At 36.1% G+C, this 21097-nt stretch carries 13 protein-coding genes; 5 read left to right on the plus strand and 8 right to left on the minus strand.

Annotation, left to right across the window (positions count from 1 at the left end; all coding sequences use genetic code 11):
• Positions 1-6: 6 nt before the first annotated feature.
• Together LV89_RS12915 and LV89_RS12920 are read right to left on the minus strand one after the other, a co-directional pair.
• Positions 7-2172 (minus strand): tetratricopeptide repeat-containing sensor histidine kinase, encoded by a 2166-nt coding sequence (locus LV89_RS12915; protein WP_109743317.1) that lies wholly within the window; start codon positions 2170-2172, stop codon positions 7-9.
• A gap of 6 nt (positions 2173-2178) precedes the next feature.
• Positions 2179-2931 carry a LytR/AlgR family response regulator transcription factor gene (locus LV89_RS12920; protein ID WP_109743318.1) on the minus strand — a complete coding sequence of 251 codons (753 nt, stop codon included), beginning with the start codon at positions 2929-2931 and terminating at the stop codon, positions 2179-2181.
• Between the two features lie 260 nt (positions 2932-3191).
• On the opposite strand from LV89_RS12920, the gene LV89_RS12925 reads away from it, so the two are divergent.
• The 3 genes from LV89_RS12925 to LV89_RS12935 all read left to right on the plus strand — a co-directional run bounded on the left by LV89_RS12925 (position 3192) and on the right by LV89_RS12935 (position 5371).
• The gene (locus LV89_RS12925; RefSeq protein ID WP_146199157.1) at positions 3192-4265 is read left to right on the plus strand and encodes a hypothetical protein; all 1074 of its coding nucleotides are present in this window, start codon (positions 3192-3194) and stop codon (positions 4263-4265) included.
• A 19-nt stretch (positions 4266-4284) separates the two neighbouring features.
• Positions 4285-4620 (plus strand): LytR/AlgR family response regulator transcription factor, encoded by a 336-nt coding sequence (locus tag LV89_RS12930; RefSeq protein ID WP_109743320.1) that lies wholly within the window; start codon positions 4285-4287, stop codon positions 4618-4620.
• A gap of 187 nt (positions 4621-4807) precedes the next feature.
• On the plus strand, positions 4808-5371 hold the full coding sequence (locus LV89_RS12935; RefSeq protein WP_109743321.1) for a Uma2 family endonuclease: 564 nt from the start codon (positions 4808-4810) through the stop codon (positions 5369-5371).
• Positions 5372-5427: 56 nt separating this feature from the next.
• Here the strand turns inward: LV89_RS12935 and cysM are convergent, their stop codons facing one another.
• The 4 genes from cysM to LV89_RS12955 all read right to left on the minus strand — a co-directional run bounded on the left by cysM (position 5428) and on the right by LV89_RS12955 (position 9396).
• Positions 5428-6309 (minus strand): cysteine synthase CysM, encoded by an 882-nt coding sequence (gene cysM / locus LV89_RS12940; protein ID WP_109743322.1) that lies wholly within the window; start codon positions 6307-6309, stop codon positions 5428-5430.
• Positions 6306-6788, minus strand: coding sequence for a DUF6169 family protein (locus LV89_RS12945; RefSeq protein WP_109743323.1), 483 nt, complete (start codon positions 6786-6788; stop codon positions 6306-6308). Before LV89_RS12945 ends, cysM begins: the two co-directional genes overlap by 4 nt.
• 130 nt (positions 6789-6918) lie before the next feature.
• The gene (locus LV89_RS12950; protein WP_109743324.1) at positions 6919-7719 is read right to left on the minus strand and encodes a serine O-acetyltransferase; all 801 of its coding nucleotides are present in this window, start codon (positions 7717-7719) and stop codon (positions 6919-6921) included.
• 69 nt (positions 7720-7788) lie between these two features.
• Positions 7789-9396, minus strand: a complete 1608-nt coding sequence (locus tag LV89_RS12955) for a GMC family oxidoreductase (protein WP_109743325.1) — start codon at positions 9394-9396, stop codon at positions 7789-7791.
• Positions 9397-9559: 163 nt separating this feature from the next.
• Here LV89_RS12955 and LV89_RS12960 point away from each other — a divergent pair, with 163 nt between their 5' ends.
• Complete coding sequence (locus tag LV89_RS12960) at positions 9560-10156, plus strand: HupE/UreJ family protein (RefSeq protein WP_109743326.1); 597 nt, start codon at positions 9560-9562, stop codon at positions 10154-10156.
• 178 nt (positions 10157-10334) lie between these two features.
• Here LV89_RS12960 and LV89_RS12965 read toward each other — a convergent pair whose 3' ends face one another.
• Positions 10335-11399 (minus strand): phosphotransferase family protein, encoded by a 1065-nt coding sequence (locus tag LV89_RS12965; RefSeq protein ID WP_109743327.1) that lies wholly within the window; start codon positions 11397-11399, stop codon positions 10335-10337.
• A 369-nt stretch (positions 11400-11768) separates the two neighbouring features.
• On the minus strand, positions 11769-13121 hold the full coding sequence (locus LV89_RS12970; protein WP_109743328.1) for a vanadium-dependent haloperoxidase: 1353 nt from the start codon (positions 13119-13121) through the stop codon (positions 11769-11771).
• Positions 13122-14108: 987 nt separating this feature from the next.
• Here LV89_RS12970 and LV89_RS12980 point away from each other — a divergent pair.
• Positions 14109-21097 (plus strand): Ig-like domain-containing protein (locus LV89_RS12980; RefSeq protein WP_146199158.1); only part of this gene is annotated, 6989 nt, incomplete at its 3' end.

Genomic DNA, 21097 nt, shown 5'->3' on the forward strand with positions numbered 1-21097 from the left:
ATTGTTTTATCCTAAAGCAATGGTAAGCGTTACTTTTGTGCCTGTAACTTCATTGTCATCATTTTTCAAATCTTCATAAATCACCAAATCTTTGCCGTTGATATTGTTACTCAAAAGTTTTAGTCTCTCTTCTGTCGCTACACTCGAAAACGATTCATGTTGTTGAACACGCTTACTTTTAAATTCGGCTGATTTTTCACGTCCTACGCCATTATCTTCTACTACACAAATTAGATTCTCTTCGGTTTCGTCCAAATCAAAACGAATGCTTAATTTTTTATCGCCCTGTTTATGTAAAAGCCCATGTTTAATACTGTTTTCTACAAAAGGTTGAATCAGCATGGGCGGAATTTGATGGTAGTCTTCGTCAATATTATCGCTCAAATTTACTTCATAGGTAAATCCTTCGGCAAATCGCATTTTTTCTAATTCCAGATACTTTGTTAGAATTTCTATTTCGGTAGAAAGATTAATTTTTTTCTTACCTGAAACTGTTAGAATTTGTCGTGTCAAATACGTAAAATTGCCCATTTGCTCGTTAGCTTGCACTTTATCGCCATACATAAATTGCTCTTGAATACTATTGAGGGCATTGAACATAAAATGCGGATTCATTTGCGATTTTAGGGCTTTCAACTCACTTTCGGTAGCTTTTTGTTCAATTTCAATACGGCGTTTTGCTTCTTCGAGTTGGGTTGTTAACAACTCGTTTTCTTTTCTATCTCTAAACCTTGTAAACAAGAAATATGCAATGGCAGACAAAGCTAAAATTCCGCCCAAAATGCTGTAAATGAAGGTCGTTTTACGATTAGATTCGAGTTCTGAAATTTGTTTTTGTTGAGCGAGAGACTTTATTTGCGTTTCTTTCAACTCGGTTTCATACTTGAATTCACCTTTTAGAGTTGCATTTTTGTTTTCATTTCTATTGATACTATCACTTAACGCATAGGTGATTTCAAGCATTTTTAAGGCTTCATCCTTATTGTTGCTATTTTTATTAATTACATATAACAACTCTGCATTTTGTTTAGCGTCTAATACGTTTGTTTTTTGTTGAGCCAATGCCAAACCTTCTTGGGCGTATTTTTTAGCTAATACCACATTGTTTTTTCTGAAATAAACTTGAGCTAAATCAGGATATAATTTTGAAAGAATAGCTTTTATTTCATTTTCAAAGGCATATTTATAAGCTTTGTTCAATAAAGTTTCGGCACTATCGAGGTTATTTTTCTTTAAATACAGCTTCCCTTTTGAGACTATATTTGAATAAATAATAATATCAGAAGTTGCGAACTTTGAAGATAAATCGAAGTATTTATTGGCTTGATTTAGCTTGTCTCTATCGAGGAAAAATGTACCAATATTGCGGTAAATAGATGCTATTCCCTGCTTATTATCAATTGTTTTTTCTATTCTATATGCTGTATTAAAGCTATTTAGAGCCTTTTGGTCTTCTCCTTCTTTTCCATAGAAAAAACCTAATTTATTGTAAGTGGCTGCAATATTATGGGTGTTGATTTTTTTATTATAGTTATAATTGGTTTTCTCCTCAGTGGTAATTTTTAATTTTTCATACATGAAATGTATGGCTTTTTTAAAATCGCCTCGGTTGTAATCGATATTTGCCAGATTATCGTAAACATCAATTAAATAGTTGTTTTCCTCTACAATATCGCCTTTTCTGAGTTTTAGGAATTTAATACTTTCATAATAATTTTTTTCGGCTTTCTCAACATTGCCCTTGTCCAGATATATACTTGCCAAAGCTTTATAACTACATCCCAAGTCCGTATATCGCTTAATATCCTGTTCAATTCTTAGGCTTTTTAGCATGAATAATTCAGCATTTTTCAAATCATTATCATCTTGATATACAATACCTTGGTTATAATAATAATCAGAAATAAAGGATTTATATTCGTTTATAAGTTTGGGATTGTTCTTTATCGTGGGGATATTTTTTAGAGCAATGCGACAAGCTTCTTTGTCATATTCAATACCGCCTTCAAAATTACGTACTTCGTTTCGTCTTAATTCTCGCAGGATATAACATCTTTGAACATCTTGTTGTGGATGCTTTTTCAGAAGGGTTAATAAACTATCTTTTGCCGTTTGAGCAAAATTATTGATGCTCAAAAAAGATAGTATTAGCAACAAATATATTTTTTTCATCGGAGTTTACACTTTAATATCTGAAATAAATTCATCAAATTCCTTTACCTTCTCACGAGCAACTGGAGCTGAAAAGCCATTCGCAAATTCTATCATTGCTCCGTCTTTTTTATTGTACTTCACAATCTGATGCGTGTTGATAAGATAGGAGCGATGTACCCGATAGAAGCGAGTATCGTTACTCAATAATTCATCAAATTCCTTGATTTTTTTGCTTACTAAGGTTTTGCCTGTTCGGGTAATTACGTGGGTATATGAACCGTCGGCTTCAAAGAAAAAAATGTCTTCTAACTGAACAAAAACTAAGCTGTCTGCCATCGGGAGGGCAATTTTTTGGAGTTTGCTCACACTCAAATTCTCTTTCAATGCACTTACACGTTGAATGATTTGGTTTTGCCCAACCAGTTTTATCGCTTTTTCTACGGCTAAAATCACTTTTGAAATACTGATAGGTTTCAAAATATAATCCACCGCCGAAACCTCAAAAGCACGCAAAGCATATTCTGAATAAGCAGTACAAAAAATAGTCTCGAAAGTAGGTTGGTTGAAATACTCGAATAAAGCAAAGCCATTTTCTTCGGGCATTTCTATATCCAAAAATACAAGGTCAATGGCGTGTTTGTTAATAAGTTTCACTGCCGATTTCACATCAGGAGCTTCATCTACCAGATTAACCATTGGGCAATGTTCAGTGATAATTTGCCGAAGCATGGAGCGAGCTGCGGGTTCGTCATCAACAATGATGGCGTTGAGAGTCATAAAGAGAAATACTATTTTAATGTGGTTTTGAAAATTAGGTTTTGGTTATCAGAGAAGCAATCAATTTAATATTATTCACTTCTTTCACTAATGCTTAATCTCTAAAACCTAATACCTATTTATAATGCAAAATACTCAAAACGGTTTATGAATCCAAATGTACGTTTCATAACGCTTTAATGACGGTTCGTGAAGTGGTTTAAAAATAAGATGATTGAGTTTGTAGTTTTGAACCATCAAATAACAAAAGAACTTTACTCATGAAAAAAATATTCTTATTAATTCTATTTATAAATATCAGTCTGTCAGCAATTGCCCAGCAACCCATGACCATTAGCCCCGGACTTACGGTTACTTCGCCATCGGCAGGAACAAGTGGTTTGAAATTTACGAACTTAAATTCGTCATCGTCGGCAGCCACAACACCTACCAAAGTATTGTCGGTAGATGCTTCTGGAAATGTTATTTTGGGAAATGCTTCGTCAGGAGGCGGAAGTACACCCGCTATCAATGTGCCTACTTATACAACTATCTCGGCAGCACAAACGGCTATTCCATCACCTGTAAGTGGAATGTTGGTTTATGTTACTTCTTTGGGGGTGTATTATTTTTATACAGGAAGTACATGGGCCATTGTAAATCATTTTGGGCTTGACATGACTAATAATAGACTAACGACAACTGGTTATACAGGCGGAATAGATGCTCAGCAATTTGTATCGAACGGTACATCGAACTTTAATAAGTCTCTATTACATTTCAAAGGAGCTTCCACATCCTTTCTTCGTTTTGATATGCCTACAAATACATTTTCGATTGTTCAAGAAACTACGCCTGCTCCATTTCAGAATACCAGTGGTATTGTCTGGAAACATTATGATTTCACCAATGCTACCACTCCCGTTACTACCAATATGTTTGGCTTTAATAATGGAATTTTCACCATTAACGGTTTCACTAAATTAGGTGACGAACCCACTACTACTACTTCAGGGGTAACATCTTCTTCACCTGCGGTTAAATACAAATTATTGACAGGGACACTGAATGGTTCGTCTGTTACACCAACATCTTCTTTTGCACATGGATTAAACTGGACAAAAATTATAGCTGTTAGTGTCATTGTAGAAGGCAGACAAGGCACCACAAGTACGGTTTTACAATATTCTTCACCTACTTATGAAGGTTCGCAAAATACTACATCAAGTGCTTATGGTTTTAGTCATTATTTTGATGCTACCAATATTTATGTGGAAAGAGTAGCAGGTACAACGGCACCAGCATCAGCTTTATTAAGCCGACCTGTGAGAATTTTAATAACTTATATGCAATAGTATCACTCACACACTAAATATGGAAAATTTTAAAATATACAAAGATGACTTGTTGACAATTGACCAACGTAAAAAGAAAGTTATCGACATCAATCAGATAATTATGCTAAAAGGTATTTCTAATTATACCTGCTTTTATCTCAAAAATGGTACACAACGTCTTACATCACACACACTTAAATACTATGAAAACCAATTAGAAAGTAAGGGTTTTTTGAGAGTTCATCGGGGTTTTATTGTCAATCAGCAATGTATTGTAAAACACGACTCCTATAATTCTCAACTCTTACTGACTGATGGTTATGAAGTAGAAATTTCAAGAAGAAAAAGACGACAATTTGAAGGTAGTTTTTAAGAAGTAATTAAATTGAAAAATAATCTAATAATTTTTCAAGCATGAAACAAAAGAATATACTTCATCGTTTTAGTAATATGTTGTCCAAATTGACAAAAAGCCTTGCCCACCCGCAAGGCTTTTTTGTTTGTGCTTAGTACAAGAATTTGTATATTCGTATTATCAATAAAACAAACGATTTCAGACTATGATTAAGATAGAAAATATAGTAGAAATTGAAGACTATTTATCCTTTGAAAGAAATAGTTCTACGAAGCATGAATTCCTTTTTCAAAGTATTATACCTATGGCTGGAGCATCATACGAACATAATTTATTAGCGGGTAGTTTATTTGCCCTTATTTGGTTTCACCTTCGTAAATCAAATAAAGATGTCTTTCAGAATGATATGAGAACTTATAATCCTATTAGTCAGGGTTTTATATATCCTGATATTGTGGTGAGTGATGGAAAGCCAATTTTCAGAGAAGATGAGAAAATGGATAATTTGATGAATCCTGTAATGATTATAGAAGTGTTGTCGCCAAGTACAGCGGTTTATGATAAATCTGATAAATTTATTGCTTGTAAAACGATTCCAACTTTACAAGAATATGTTTTAGTTTCAACAGACACTCCCGAAATAGAGATTTATAGAAGAGAAAATGAAGACCATTGGTCATTAATAAAAGAGAGAGAGCTCAATCATCATGTTCATTTTAATTCCATAGATTTTAGTTTTGAATTAGGAGAAATTTATCAGCGGAAATAATAAAAAAAGCCTTGTTGAACTTAATCAACAAGGCTTTTTTATTTTTAGCACAAATCTTATTGTCCAAACAAATCGCTTGATAAATATCTGTCACCTCTGTCGCAAACAATAAATACGATTACACCAGATTCTAATTCTTGAGCTAATCTGATTGCGGCTGCGGCTGCACCTCCGCTACTCATTCCACCAAAAATAGCTTCTTCTTTGGCTAAACGATTTGCCATTTCACGAGCTTCGGTTTCAGAAATATCCATAATTCTATCAACTTTAGCAGCATCAAAAATCATTGGTAAATATTCTTTCGACCAACGTCTAATGCCCGGAATTTTAGAGCCTTCTGTTGGTTGACAACCCACAATTTGAACTTTAGGATTTTGTTGTTTCAAATACATTGATGTTCCCATGATTGTACCTGTTGTTCCCATCGAACTCACAAAGTGTGTTACTTCTCCGTTAGTATCATTCCAAATTTCAGGACCAGTTGAACGGTAGTGAGCCAAGTAATTGTCTGCATTTCCAAATTGGTCAAGCATGAAATATCCACCTTTTTTCATTTGGGCTTCTGCATAATCTCTTGAACCTTCAATGCCTTCTTCGGCAGGCGTTAAAATTACTTTCGCTCCAAATGCTTCCATCGTGAGTACACGCTCACGAGTAGAATTTTCAGGCATCACCAATTCAATATCAAGATTGTACAAACGTGCAATCATAGCTAAGGCAATACCTGTGTTTCCAGAAGTAGCTTCAATCAGTTTCATGTCTGGCTCGATTTCCCCTCTTTCCACAGCACCTTTAATCATGCTATATGCTGCACGGTCTTTTACTGAACCACCTGGGTTATGTCCTTCTAATTTTCCGTAAATCTTAACGTTAGGATTCGGATTAATTCTGTTTAATTCTACGATAGGCGTATTGCCCACTAAATCTAATATTGTCATTTGTATTCGTTACCAAAATTGAAAAAAGCCTGATTAAAATCTCCCATGAAAGGGTTTTTTCTTGATGTAATAAAAGAAACAAAGGTATCACCATCAAATGTAATATCACCTTTAAAGAACTTATTTTGATTGTATTCCCGATACCATTGATTAAAAAGTCGATTTCTATGTCGTTGTCTGCTATCAGATTGACTACAAACATACACAAGTATATTTCTATCGTCGCTCAAAAAATCAATAACAGAAGTTATAATTGTATCAGAAATTCGTTTGTCAAAAAGCGTTTCTGATACTTTTGAGCTTACATCAAAACCAAAAAGTTTAACAGAATTTACATAAGATAATTCTGGAAAATATCCGTCTGTTGCATGGAAATAAATGGCATATTCATCTCCATTCTCTGTTGTAAAGAAAAACTCACTATCGTTTTCTTCTTGGTAAGTGAGATAAGGTTTCAGGGATAGAAAATTTAAGTCCATATTCTTTTGAAGCACGTTCTACACCAACTCTGCTGATAAGTTCCTTGTCTCTCAACATCTGTTCGATTATCAATTGTAATCTTGGTTTTTTTATTGTGTCCATAATTGTATTTTTTTCAAAGTTACATATTTACTGTAAAATCTTCACTTGCTCTTGGTGATAAATCTTGGTGTTTTCGGGTACACTTCGGGTTAACCAAACGTTACCACCGATGATAGAATTTGCTCCAACTACGGTTTCTCCACCTAAAATGGTTGCTCCTGCATAAATCACTACGCCATCTTCAATTGTTGGGTGGCGTTTCATAGATGCCATTGATTTACTGACCGATAATGCTCCCAATGTTACACCTTGATAGATTTTAACATTTTTCCCGATAGTCGTAGTTTCACCAATAACAATACCTGTTCCGTGGTCGATAGTGAAATATTCGTCAATGTCTGCTCCTGGGTGAATGTCAATCCCTGTTTTAGAATGAGCATATTCTGTTAAAATTCTTGGAACAATCGGTACGTCAAATTTCAATAAAGCATTAGCCAAACGGTAAAAAATAACGGCATAAAATCCGGGATAAGCCCTAATTACTTCGTACTCGCTTTGAGCAGCGGGGTCGCCAGCCATAATAGCTTGTACGTCTGTCAGTAAGATTCGGTAGATTTCGGGTAATTGTTGAATATAATTGCTCGCAATTTTACGTGGGTCATCTTGCAAATGTTGTTGCATCGACCGTAACATTCGAGTTAAACGCAATTCTATTTGGTCAAAAGCTTCTTGAAGTTCGTCCACACAACCAAAATGTCTTTGCGTCTGTTCGGGGAACATCGCAAGCATAATATCGGTAAATAATTCTCTTACCACCGAATTCGCAGGAAAGGTATTTGGTTTTGAGTGTTTCTCGCAAAGAGCTTCTAAGAATGTTTTTGGCAACATATTTATTGGTCGTTAGGTTTTGCTTTGACTTCTTTATTTCAAAATTAACGATAATCATGCCTAATTGATTCATCTATTCAAAATTAAATCGGCTGCTCTTTCTGCTACCGCAATGACTGGAGCGTTGGTATTTCCTGAAATTACCATCGGAATTACTGACGCATCAACAACTCTTACGCCTTCCAAACCTCGCACTTTTAACGATTCTGGAGCAACAACTGCGTCATCATTTACGCCCATTGTACACGTTCCGCAAGGGTGATAAACGGTTTCGCAATGATTCAAAATGTGTTCAATCAGTTCTTGGTCAGTTTCTGATTTTAGTGGAAAACGTAATTGATTCTCCTTTCTATATGGAGCAAAAGCATCTGATAATAAGATTTCCTTCGCCTTTTTAACACCTTTCAATAAGGTTGCTAAATCGTCTCCGTTGGCATCTGAAAAATATTGTGGGTCTATTAATGGAGCATCGGTAGCTTTATTAGAATGTAAACCTATGTAACCTCTACTTTTGGGTGCAAGTAATGTTGGCAGAATCATAAAACCTTCTGTTTTGGGCAGTTTGGGATAATCGTGAATATCTTCACCCATAACGGGAGCAAAATGTAACTGCATATCTGGTCGGTCGAGATTGGAGTTTGTTCTGAAAAATGAACAAGCCTCCAAAGGACTTGACGATAATGGACCTTTTTGATTGACAAAATAATTAAAGGCATTACCAATTACCCAAGGAAAACGCTCTGCATTATTATAGGTTACTCTTTGATTGCAAAGTGCTATTAAATTGACAAAAAGATGGTCGGAAAGATTCTGTCCTACACCTTTTAAATTTACTTTTGAATCTATCCCAAAATCCTTTAAATAATCAGCATTTCCAATTCCAGAAAGCATTAATATTTGTGGACTTTGGAATGCTCCTGCCGATACAATTACTTCTTTTTTAACATATATTTTTTCAGTAGTTCCAGAAGCCGTTTTGATGATTTCTACACCAATTACTCGGTCATTTTCAATCAATAATTGTTTGGTTAAAGCATTCGTTAAAACCCTGAGATTGGGTCTTTTCAAAGCAGGAACTAAAAATGCGGAGGCAGTAGAATGGCGTTTGGCATCCTTAATAGTAAACTGAAATTTGCCCGCTCCGTCTTGTTTATCACCATTAAAATCTTCATTTTCTGGAATACCACATTCAATATTTGCCTTCACAAAAGCCTCTGCCAAAGGTGTAATATTTCGATTATGCGTAACATTTAATAAACCCTCTGTTCCATGGGAATCATTATTGAACTGCTCATTATTTTCAGATTTTTTGAAATAGGAAAGCATCGTTTCATAATTCCAACCTGTATTCCCCCAACGTTCCCAATCGTTATAATCTTCTTTATTTCCTCTAATGTACGCCATGCAATTGATAGATGAACTTCCGCCCAAAGTCTTGCCACGAGGTTGGTACATTCTTCTATTTTTGACGTGTTTTTGAGGTTCTGTAAAGAAATTCCAGTTCAGACTTTTATCATAATTGAGCTTTGAATATGCCGCAGGAATATGGATATTCATGTTGTTGTCTTTTCCACCCGCCTCAATTAGCAGCACATCAATTTGAGGATTTTCGGAAAGACGATTGGCAAGAACACAGCCTGCCGAACCTGCACCAATGATAATAAAGTCGGGTTTCATAGAAGTGATTTTGTGTGATGAAATGAGTTTTGATACCAATGTAAATTACTGTTTTATCTTTAAATAATACTGTTTTTTGATTAACAATCTAAAGCGAAAAAGTGTAAATTTGTAAATACTATTCATTATTTCATCGATAACTATTAATATTTACTAACCACAAATGTCTGATTTTGAAATTTATTTACCGCTCGGTTTTCAGCATATAACCGATATTAATGGCTATGACCATATTCTTTTTGTAGTAGCTCTTTGTGCTATTTTTCGATTAAAAGATTGGAAGAAAGTGGCTTTTTTAGTGACTGCTTTTACTATTGGACATTCTATTACTTTGGCTTTGGCAACGCTAAATCTTATTACTTATAGCTCCAAATTGATTGAATTATTGATTCCAATTACTATCTTTTTGACGTGTATTCTCAACTTTTTTCATAAATCTGCTGAATATTCTTTAGACAAAGAAAAACCGTCGGTCTTTCGCTACCCAATGGCAATGATTTTTGGTTTAATTCACGGAATGGGTTTTTCTAATTATCTGCGTAGTCTTTTGGGAAAGGAGGAAAGTATTTGGCAACCACTTTTGGCGTTTAATCTTGGGTTGGAGATTGGACAGTTAGTAATTGTGGCTATTTCTCTGACTATCAGTTCGTTATTGTTAGATTTATTCAGAGTCAAAAAGCACGATTGGAATTTAATTCTTTCGGGTCTTGTGGCGGGTGTTGCTCTTACGCTCATTCGTGATGCGGAATTTTGGCGATAAATAAGTCTAAAGTATTAAGTCCTAAGTCCTAAGTCCGAAGTATTAAGTCCTAAGTCCGAAGTATTAAGTCTAAAGTCCGAAGTATTAAGTCTAAAGTCCGAAGTACTAAGTCTAAAGATTTAGTTTCTTAATACTTAATACTTTGTACCTAATACTTAATACTTCGGACTTAATCTTACTACAAATTCCTACGATTAATTGCTTTAATTGCCATTTTAGATAATTCTTGAATGCCCAAAATCAAGCCACCAAAACGTGGGTCTTTTGTTAATCCTGCTTTCCATCGAGCATAGATTTGTTGCATGATTACCGTATTTTTATACAGCCCAAAAACATAGTAAAATAGAATATCTGATACATCTCTGCCTGTTTTTTGGGCGTATCGTTCTACTACTTCTTTACGGGTTAAATTCCCTTTCAACCACGTGATATTGAATGATTTTAGGAATTGACCGTCTCCATCTTCACACCAATAAGCAAGGCTGGCTCCCAAGTCCATCAAAGGGTCGCCAACGGTGGACATTTCCCAATCTAAAACGCCAAGAATCTCCGTCAAATCATCTGGATTTAGTAGAACATTATCATATTTATAGTCGTTGTGGAGGAAGGCAGGTGCTTGTGGACGTGGCATATTTGCCCGCATCCAAACCGCAATTTCAAGCATCGCAGGAATGTCGTCCGTCTGCGATTTCTCGTATCTTCCAATCCAACCTTCTACTTGTCGTTGTACATATCCTTCTGGTTTTCCAAGATTAATCAAGCCCGTTTTTTCAATATCAAGCAAGTGTAAATCTGCCAAATTATCAATCAAATTCTCTGAAAGTTTACGCATTATCGTTTCAGAAATACTCATTTTTAGAGCATCTTTTCCTCTGAAAATTATGCCATTTACACGCTCCATCATATAAAATTGACAACCCATTACGGACTCATCTTCGCAGAAAATAATAGGTTGTGGTACTCTCGGATAATGTGGTTTTAGCAAAGACAAAACCTTAAATTCTCGACTCATATCATGTGCAGATTTGATATTTGCTCCGAATGGCGGGCGACGTAAAACGTATTCTTTTTCAGCAGTTTTTATCAAATATGTCAAATTTGAAAAGCCTCCTGCAAATTGTTCAATGCCCAAAATCTGCCCAAAATCTGGAATTTGAGTGCTTAAATACTCATTGAGTTTTTCAAGATTTAGTTCTTCACCTTGACGAATTTGCGTTGATTGGTCGATTTTTATATTTGACATAATGCGTTTTATTCAGTTTTTGATGCTTATTTCCTTAGACAAGTTAGGATAAAATGATGAAATTTTATTGATTTAAAGGGGATGTTGCAAAAAAATACCCCACCAAAATCGCTTTGATGGGGTATTTTTTAGATTAATAAAGACACTAAATCATACTTGATAGCGGTCAATTTTCGACGAATTAGATATTAGACTTCCTGCGAAAGTGTTTTAAGTCGTAAAACAACATCTTTTCGGCTACCAATAGCGAAAATTTTTCAAGATTGGGCATCCCCCATTTCTCTGCTATGCTTTCAAAACTCCCGCTATTTTCACTCGAAAATATACCATTTTTCAATCTTAAAACACTTTCGCAGGAAGTCTATTGAATTACTTCAACCAATTCAATCTATTTACACTTCTACCAATACGTTTTCCTTGTTCCAAGCCCACTTCGCAAGCCTGACGAAAATGTATTCCTCCATAAATTCGAGACATGGACGCTTCCAGAGCAGCTTCATCAAAACTCTTAAATTTTCGAGGTACTAATTTATCTCTTAAATAGTCTGTTTGGTCAACAAAAGCATATTCATTGCCAAAAATAGAGCTTAACACTTCTGAAGCCGCACCCCATTGCGTAGAGTGTCCAGAGGTATATTCTGGAAAAGCAGGCGTATAAAATGACGGTTTAAAACGCTTGTCGATAACCTCTTGTATATAGGTAATTGGGCGTATGCAATTAGTTGAATATTTAGTTTCCCAGCAACAAATAAAAGCATCATTCAAGGCAATTCCTGTTTTAGCATAAGCGTAGGCAAACTTATCCAATGATACTTTTTCTTTCTCAAGCGCATTCACTAAAATATGAATTGTATGCCCTCCCGGAGTATAAGAAACAATGGCTTCATCACGCCAATATTCAGCAATTAACCGTTGGTCAAAGGTCAATTGTCTTGATATTTCATAAACTTCCATTGCTTGTTTATAGAAGTCAGAATCGGGTTCTTTTGAGAATGGAATTGGGTTGGCAGGTTTTGTTTGTTCATAAACATCTTTAATAAAAGTCCTGTTTTTTCCCCACGTTGGTTGTATCGAAATACGAGCACGAGTCTTGGTATCATCCCAAGATGAACCACTTGGAGCTTCATAATGGGTGTAATCACGAGCAACCGTTTCCTCGATACTTTTCCGAAAACCTCCATCTATTTTAGAATATTGATATACATATTCAGCGACTTTTCTGCCAAAAAAGGCAGATTCTTCCACTTGTTTTTGATTTTTATAGACAGCCTTGAAATATCTCTCATTGTTTTTATGTAAGGTATCCAAACCCTTACGTATATAATTATAGTCATCTAAATTTGGATATAAATAAGAAAAAAGGCTGTCTGTAACCGTTTTGATAGTTTCGTCTGCTACAACATCCCAAAGGAGAGGTTTATTGGAAGTAGGTGGATTTGTGAATCCATTGATTTGATTACTTAAAGAACGATAGGTAGGAGAGCCACCGTTGATTGCTTGATACAATGTTATGCCGACATATCCATGAATACGGGCAGCATTAGTTGCCGCAATTCCCGATTTCATAATCATCGTATTGATTATCCTCACATATTGTTTGGGAATATTGGAATCGTAGGCATTGGTATTCTTGAAGTTTTTGTTCTGAGCGAAAGAGTGATTAATACTCCAGAATAGAATAACTCCTAAGAAGAAATAAAATGATAGGCTACTTTTTTGCATCTTGATAGTTTGTTTTCAGATAGATTTGGTTAAACATTGGGCTTACATATTTAGTACGAATTAAGAGATTTTTTAGATTAAAACTAAATTTTTCAATCAATTACTTCCAAAAGCGTTCTGTAAATTTATTAAAAATAATACTTTTTTTATGTCACTTTTTCAATGCAAGGTCGTCTATAATGTAGTGGATTTTAGATGCTTACCCACTTGTTGAAATAGTTGAATTAGTGGTTATAAAAAAAAAATCAAAAAGTCCATTTAGTTGAAATACTATCCATTTAGTGAAAATTGGCATGATTTTGGCTCTATATGCAGTAGCAGTCTTCGATTTCGCCGATTGAAGATTGTTTAAAAAATAAGAATAAAATGCTTTGTTAATTAGAAATAAATCGTTTTATTTGCGACCTAAACTCCAATACAAACGTTACAGATTCTTTATCAATTTTCGCCTAAGAGATAAAGAAAACGTAGAGCAAAAGTCCCTTATTTTTAGCCAAGTAGTTGAACTTAAAATTAGCAAGTAGTCAGTATTTCCCTTTAAAAAGGAATGCGATTGCCGATTTTGCCATTTGCTTCCCGCCCTTGAAAGCTAAATGGATTTAATGTTTTTGCCCAAATTTTAGGTAAAAACATAGAAGGAAACACCGCTCTGGCCGCCCCTGAAGTTTCCTTACTTCAATTTATCAATCTTATACTCAATGATTTAGGGCATGATGACTGGTCGCCGCCGCAAAAGACCTTTCGTGACTTATTTCCTTACAACACTTTTAAAACATTCGTATCCGCTATCCTGAGATTCAGGGTATTTCGTGCTTGCTTTGAAAATTTTAAAGATTTTCTCTGCTCCTGAAATTCCTATACCCTCTCGGTAGCCTGCCTTACTGTGTTTCAAAAGTTTTGAACTTGAATTTTTGTAGCAATCAAGTTTTGTGATTGCATAGAAATATTTACCCAACAATCCGCCCTAAAATCAATAAAGTTTCTAAAATGAAAGACTTTACTGCTGTAATGTTCTCATTCTGTGAGAGCGTGATTTCCAATTCAAAACAGGAAACTGTTAAAAAATCGGAAGCGGGAAGTAGCCGCAATTACCGTGCCAACCTCTTCAACAATATTTCTGCAAGAATTTTTTTGTGGGGATTTTATGCTATTTTTTCAGGGTTATTCAAGTTACTCGAAGGACGGATTCTGTCTATTCGAAAGGCTTTTCGTGACCTTATTAAAGAACATAATTATCTAAGCTCGGTATTGAGCAGTAGGGTCTGCTTTATTGCAGATAAGGTTTCTATCGCAAGTAGAAGCCTTATCGCAATTTTGGTGGTTTTGATAAATCTAAACTCCCATGTTGTTGAAGCTCAGTGTACAGGGTGTACTGTTTCTGCTCCTACTAATGGTACAAGTTATACGCTTTCTGGAAATCAGAAATTGTGTGTGACTGGTAATGTTGGTTCAATGTCATTGAACTTTTCTGGAACAGGGAATAGTATATGTGTGGCAACAGGTGTGACATGGACTCAGAATAGTGGCAACTTTGCAGGTGTGACTATTGATGTTTATGGAACATTCAACATGAATGGAAGTTATAACTTCAACTCGCCAGTTGTCATCAATATTAAACCGGGTGGTGTCTTGAATACAGATGCTACCAGTTTTGGAAATAATATTACGATTAACAATGAGGCGACTGTCAATTTTACGACAACCTCTCAAGTTACTGCTCAGGGTACATTTGTTTTCAATAACGTTGGTACGGCGTCAGTTGTCAATGCTTTGTCTAATACTCTATTCTATCTTGGTAGTGGAAGTACATTCACAAATGATGGAACTGTAAGTTTTGCAAGTGTTGAAAATAGTGATGCTTTATTATTTAGAAATACAGCAACGGGTGTTATTACGATTGATGGAACACTTTACAATCATGGGAATATTATTAACTACGGTTTGATTCAAACGGTGTGTGGTCCATTTGGTCAGGTAGGGTGTAGTTTTATCGTTGGAAATAAAGGTGCTGGGAAAGAATTTAATATTGCTTCTGGGGGATGTGTTAAGATTGGTGGAGATGCAACCTTTGATGGCCCCGGAATTATTAACGGAGGGTTTGAAGTTGGAGGTAATTTAACTATCAACAAACCTGTAACAGGAACAAACGGTTCTGTATTGGTTAAGAACGGAATAAGTACAATCAACATTGATGGTAGCTTCAACGGAACAGGAATGTTGTTTTACGATGTTAATACAGCCAGTCATAATTTTGATGTAAAAAATGGTAATGCTGCTTCAACTTTATATACCGTTAGTTCTGCTGCTGGATGTGGGTCTATTACTTCACCTCCTTTGGCTTCATGTACTAATTTAGGTGGTACTGTATTTAGAGATTTTAACTTGAATGGTAAAAGAGATAATGCAGATGAAATTGGATTAGCGGGTGTAACGGTTAAGGCTTTTAATACGGCAAATACTTTAGTAGGTACAACAACAACGCTTGCAGATGGTAGTTTTGCCATAAACGGATTTTCGGGACCTTTAAGAGTCGAATTCTCAAATCTGCCTGCTGGTTATGTTTCAGGTCCAGATGGTACGACGAGTTCGACGTCAATTCAGTTTGTTTCGGCAAATAGTTGTTCTGTCAATTTTGGTGTTAACCACCCAGACGATTTCTGTGTGAAAGCAGGAGTTCAGCCTAAGGTGGCAGTGCCATGTTATGCAAACGGTGCTTACTTCACTACTGGAACAAGTGGTGCTGGCTTAGAAGATGCTTTAGTTTCATTCCCATATAACAGAACAGGAGACAAGGCTACGTCGGGTAATGAACCTTATGTGATGTCTAAATATAGTTCAATTGGTTCTGTTTGGGGTGTGGCTTACAACAAATACAAGAAAACATTATTTACGACTGCTTTCATGAAGCGTCACTCAGGTTTTGGTCCAGAAGGTCCAGCAGGTTTGTACGTTATTCAAAATGCAGATAATAATGGAACTGGATATACCATTACGGGTATAGATTTGAAAGCAGTGTTAGGAATCAATGCTGGTTTTGATTTACCGAGAAATTTCCCAATTAACAAAACACAAGCTGTTGATGATGGTGGTAACGCTGTTTTTAATGCAGTTGGTAAAATGTCTTTTGGAGATTGTGAGTTATCTTCTGATGGTAATACTTTATACATCACAAACTTATTTGATAAGAAGATTTATGTACTAAACGTATCTAATCCTACTTCGCCTACTTTGATAGGCTCATTTGCTGTGCCAAATCCAGCTTGTAGTGGAACAAATGAATATGTTCCTTTTGGCTTAAAATGGTACAGAGGTAAAGTATATGTTGGCGTTATTTGTACTGCTGAAAGTTCACAACCTGCTACGGTTGGTTCGTTGTACGGACAAGCTGGATTTGACACTAAGGGGTTAAGTTCTGCGAATTTGAAAGCAACAGTATATGAATTTAATGGTTCAACTTTTACAACGGCTTTAACACAATTTCCTTTAAATTTTGATAGAGGTTTAGCAAATAGTTCGACCGTATCATATTCTATCTGGAGACCGTGGGTTAATACTTACTCACAAGTTAATAGCAATAGAGGTCAAACTTATCCACAACCAATTTTATCGGACATTGAATTTGATTCTGATGGTTCAATGATTTTAGGTTTTGCTGACCGTTTCTCTCATCAGATGGGTAATGCCAATAATCCTCCTGCTGATGGTTTAGAAAAAGTTGTTAATGGTGACTTTACCGCTGGTGGAACAGGTTTCTCTTCAGACTATGCTGCCAATAATACATCTAATGGTGGTGGTGGTATCACAACAAATGCACAAAGTTTTTATGGGTGGGCATCTGCTTGTACTGATAGAACTTCAGGTACAGGAAACTTTATTGTAGCTGATGGTGCTACCGTTGCTGGCAAAAGAGTATGGTATCAGACAATATCGGTAACTCCTGGAACTGCTTATAACTTGTCTTTCTGGGCAACTTCAATTAACTCAGGAACGCCCGCTAAATTATACTTTACCGCTAATGGTACTCGTATAGGAACGGATAATTGTAATCTAAGTAGCTCTCCATGCGATTGGGTTCAATACTCAACTACTTGGACAGCTCCATCTTTCACTTACTCTATAACATTGGCAATTGTAGATGGTGAATTGGCTGCTACAAGTAATGACTTTGGTCTTGACGAAATATCTTTCATTCCTACATCTGGAACTCTTGAGACTGGACGTGTGGAAGGTGATTTAATGCGTGCAACCAAATCTGGTTCAACTTGGACGATTGAAAATAATGGTACTGCAAGTGGAACTACTACTTCAGGTGCTAATAAAGGTGGTGGACCTGGTGGTGGGGAATATTACTTTGGTGATATTACCATTGACCACGATGAACCGACTATGGGTGGTATTGCTTTATATCCAGGTACTGGTGAAACGATAACTACAGCTGCAGGCCCGGGTAATATCTTCTATTCGGGAGGAACTCGTAGAATAGATAATAGCACAGGAGATTATTTATATGATAACTCTCCAATTGCGTGGAATAACGTAAGTAATTATCGTACAAATTATAGCTCTCGTCCAACTCCAACTGGAGATTATAAATTATACAATGGTGATACTCCGGGTACATTTGGTAAAGCATCAGGTTTAGGAGATATTGAAGTATTCTGTGCTTTAGCTCCTTTAGAAATTGGTAACCGTATTTGGAGAGACTATGACCAAGATGGTATCCAAGATGCGAATGAACCGGGGATTCCAAGTATTACGGTTTTATTATTCAAATCAGGAGTTCAAGTAGCTTCAACAACTACAAACTCAATTGGTGAATATTATTTCAACGATGCAAACGTAACAGGTGGTTTATTACCTTCAACTGCTTATGAAATTAGAGTTGCGACTGGTCAGACAAGCCTTGCTCAAACATTTTTGTCTCCAGCCAATGCTAATACTAACAATAGTGATGAAATTGATAGTGATGCAACTATTTCAGGAAGCAATGCTATTATTTCAGTAACAACGGGAGCTTATGGAGAAAGTAATCATACTTATGATATTGGTTTCTCTCCGAATTGTCCAACCTTGAGTAACCCTCAACCTAATAATGGAACACAGACAATTTGTTCTGGAGCAAATATTCCATCATTAACTTTAACAAGTAATTCAGCGAGCCAACCATTACCAGTAACAACTTATATAGAATGGTGTGCTTATAAAGTACCACAGGCTAACCCATATTTAATGGTTGATGAACATTATTGTTTACAACCAGAAGCAGTTTTAGTTGATGGAGCAGTTACTGCATCTAACTTAACAGGCTTACCTACCAATACTGGAACAACACCAATTACTTATTATGTATATGCGTGCTTGAAACCAGTACCTGATGCAAACAATCCATATTGTCGTCCATTTGTAGCTTATACAATTATTGTGAACCCAATCCCAGCAGCACCAAGTGTTGTTACGGGTGGTAGTGCTTGTAAGTCTGGAACAACTGCGACTGTAAGTTTAGGAGCAACTTGTGGAACATCAGAAACACCAGTTTGGTATGCTTCTCAAACATCAACAGCTGTATTAGGAATTGGAGATTTATTTACAACTCCTGCCATTTCTGCAACAACAACTTACTATGTAGGATGTAAAGGTGTAACTTCTCCAAATTGTGAAACCGCTATCAATACACGTAAACCAGTTGTAGCAACAATTATTACAACGCCTGCTGCTCCAACTGTAACTATTACAAGTAACGGAGGCAATGGTAACGTTTGTGGTACTTCAGCTACTTTAGAAAGTGGTTGTACAACAGGAACATTAAAATGGTCAAACAATGCAACAACCAATGTAATTACAGTAACTACTTCTGGAACATACACTGCAACTTGTACTTTGAATGGTTGTACAGGACCAGTTTCAAACTCAGCTACGATAACAATAAACTCAGTTCCAAGTGCTTTGACGGTAACAGGTGGAGGCGTTTCTATTTGTGCAGGAAGTTCAACTACTTTGACTGCATCGGCTTGTTCAGGAACTTATACATGGTCTAATGCAGTATCTGGAACAACTGCTACCTCAATTACAGTTGCACCAACTGCTACCACAAATTATACCGTTACTTGTACAGTTAACGGCTGTACGAGTCCTGCATCAGCAAATGCAACAATTACGGTAAATGCTATTCCAAGTCAACCAACAGTTACAGGTGGAGGTGTTACAATTTGTGCAGGAGCTTCAGCAACGTTAACCGCTTCTGGTTGTACTGGAACATATACATGGTCAAACGATGCAACAACAGCTTCAATAACTGTAACTCCAACAGTAACAACAGACTACACAGTAACTTGTAAAGTGAATAACTGTACAAGTGCTAATTCGGCTAATGCCAGAGTAAACGTAAGTCCAAACCCAACAGTAACAGGAACAGGAGCAACAGTTTGTGAAGGAGAAACGATTAACTTATCATCAGTAGGAGCTCCGGGTAATTTTGTAAGTGGTTTAAATATCTCAGGATTGAGTTTTGACCATGCAGGTATTCCAACAGCCAATTTAGCAAATCAATATGATGGAGGAACTTCTCCACATAACTCAGTTGCGACAATTATTGACTTAAATATCCCTTCTAAAGGATTAACAGATTATACGTCATTCTGTGCAGAGGTTGGTTCTCCAATCAGCATAAATGTAAATTATACAGGATATAATATTGTACCATTAGAATCTCTTGCAAAACAATATGCAGGAGTGGCTGGTCATGCTTCAGTATTGATTCCAACAGGGGGTATCGGAGCAGTTCATGCAGGTATGTTAAGATACCTTTATGACAAACACTTTATATCAACATCACCTTCTGCTTGGACATTAGAACAAGCAGCAGCTTTCCAAATTGCACAATGGGAAATTACCCATGACCAATATGTAGCTAACCCAGATTTTTCAGTAAAAAATGCAAGTACAAACGGACTATATTATAATTATGGCTCAAATACAGTAGCTGTACAAGCAATTATTGATTTAGCTGAAACTTGGTTGAACGAAATTGATAGTCAAACAAGAGATTGGACAAAATATACTTCAACAACTTGGTATCCATCAGGTATTCAAAGCTTAAATGGACAACAAGATTTAGTAGTTGCAGAACCAATTTCTACTTGTTTAACATATAGTTGGACTGGTCCAAACGGCTTTACAAGCACTGCTCAGTCTCCAGTAATTGCCAATGCAACAACTGCGAATAATGGTGTTTATACAGTAAAAGTGACAAACTGTAATGGTTGTACTGGTACTGCTACGGTATTAGTAACAGTTAATACAACGTTACCTGCACCAACAAATGCAACTTCAAGTAAACCAAGTGTATGTATCAATGAAACATATACATTAAGTGCAAGTTGTGGAACAAACCAAACAGTAAAATGGTATGATGCTTCTGGTAATTCGATTACAACTTTAACATATACCCAAACTGTTTCAGGAACATATATTTATAAAGTAGGTTGTACGAATTCATCGGGTTGTGAAACTTTAGCTGCCAATAGAGCTACCGTGTCAGTGACTGTTAACCCAATCCCAACATCACCGACAAATCCAACATCAAGTAAAGCAGCGATATGTGCAGGAGAAACGGTTACTTTAAGTGGAACTTGTGGAACGAATCAAGTTGCTCAATGGTACGAAGGAACGACCTCATTAGGAAGTGGCAATATTACCTTAACACCAACAGTTGGTAGTCATACTTATAGTGTAGGTTGTAAAAATACCGTAACAGGTTGTGAAACAGGTTCATCGAATCGTGCGAATGTACCAGTTGTAGTGAATTCAATTCCAAACACCTTGACAGTAACAGGTGGAGGCGTTTCAATCTGTAATGGAGCTTCGGCAACATTAACGGCATCAGCTTGTACAGGAGCTTATTTATGGTCAAATGGTGGAACAAGCAGTTCAATTACAGTAAGTCCAAATGTAACGACCAATTATACAGTTACTTGTAC

The sequence above is a fragment of the Arcicella aurantiaca genome (assembly GCF_003148625.1).
GTDB classification, from domain to species: Bacteria; Bacteroidota; Bacteroidia; order Cytophagales; family Spirosomataceae; genus Arcicella; species Arcicella aurantiaca.

Excerpts from the sequence above, each read along its gene's own strand:
- LV89_RS12935 (WP_109743321.1), top strand. The coding sequence starts at position 4,808 with ATGATTAAGATAGAAAATATAGTAGAAATTGAAGACTATTTATCCTTT.
- LV89_RS12945 (WP_109743323.1), bottom strand. The coding sequence starts at position 6,788 with ATGGACTTAAATTTTCTATCCCTGAAACCTTATCTCACTTACCAAGAA.
- LV89_RS12960 (WP_109743326.1), top strand. The coding sequence starts at position 9,560 with ATGTCTGATTTTGAAATTTATTTACCGCTCGGTTTTCAGCATATAACC.
- LV89_RS12915 (WP_109743317.1), bottom strand. The coding sequence starts at position 2,172 with ATGAAAAAAATATATTTGTTGCTAATACTATCTTTTTTGAGCATCAAT.
- LV89_RS12920 (WP_109743318.1), bottom strand. The coding sequence starts at position 2,931 with ATGACTCTCAACGCCATCATTGTTGATGACGAACCCGCAGCTCGCTCC.
- LV89_RS12930 (WP_109743320.1), top strand. The coding sequence starts at position 4,285 with ATGGAAAATTTTAAAATATACAAAGATGACTTGTTGACAATTGACCAA.
- LV89_RS12970 (WP_109743328.1), bottom strand. The coding sequence starts at position 13,121 with ATGCAAAAAAGTAGCCTATCATTTTATTTCTTCTTAGGAGTTATTCTA.
- LV89_RS12925 (WP_146199157.1), top strand. The coding sequence starts at position 3,192 with ATGAAAAAAATATTCTTATTAATTCTATTTATAAATATCAGTCTGTCA.
- LV89_RS12955 (WP_109743325.1), bottom strand. The coding sequence starts at position 9,396 with ATGAAACCCGACTTTATTATCATTGGTGCAGGTTCGGCAGGCTGTGTT.
- LV89_RS12965 (WP_109743327.1), bottom strand. The coding sequence starts at position 11,399 with ATGTCAAATATAAAAATCGACCAATCAACGCAAATTCGTCAAGGTGAA.
- cysM (WP_109743322.1), bottom strand. The coding sequence starts at position 6,309 with ATGACAATATTAGATTTAGTGGGCAATACGCCTATCGTAGAATTAAAC.
- LV89_RS12950 (WP_109743324.1), bottom strand. The coding sequence starts at position 7,719 with ATGTTGCCAAAAACATTCTTAGAAGCTCTTTGCGAGAAACACTCAAAA.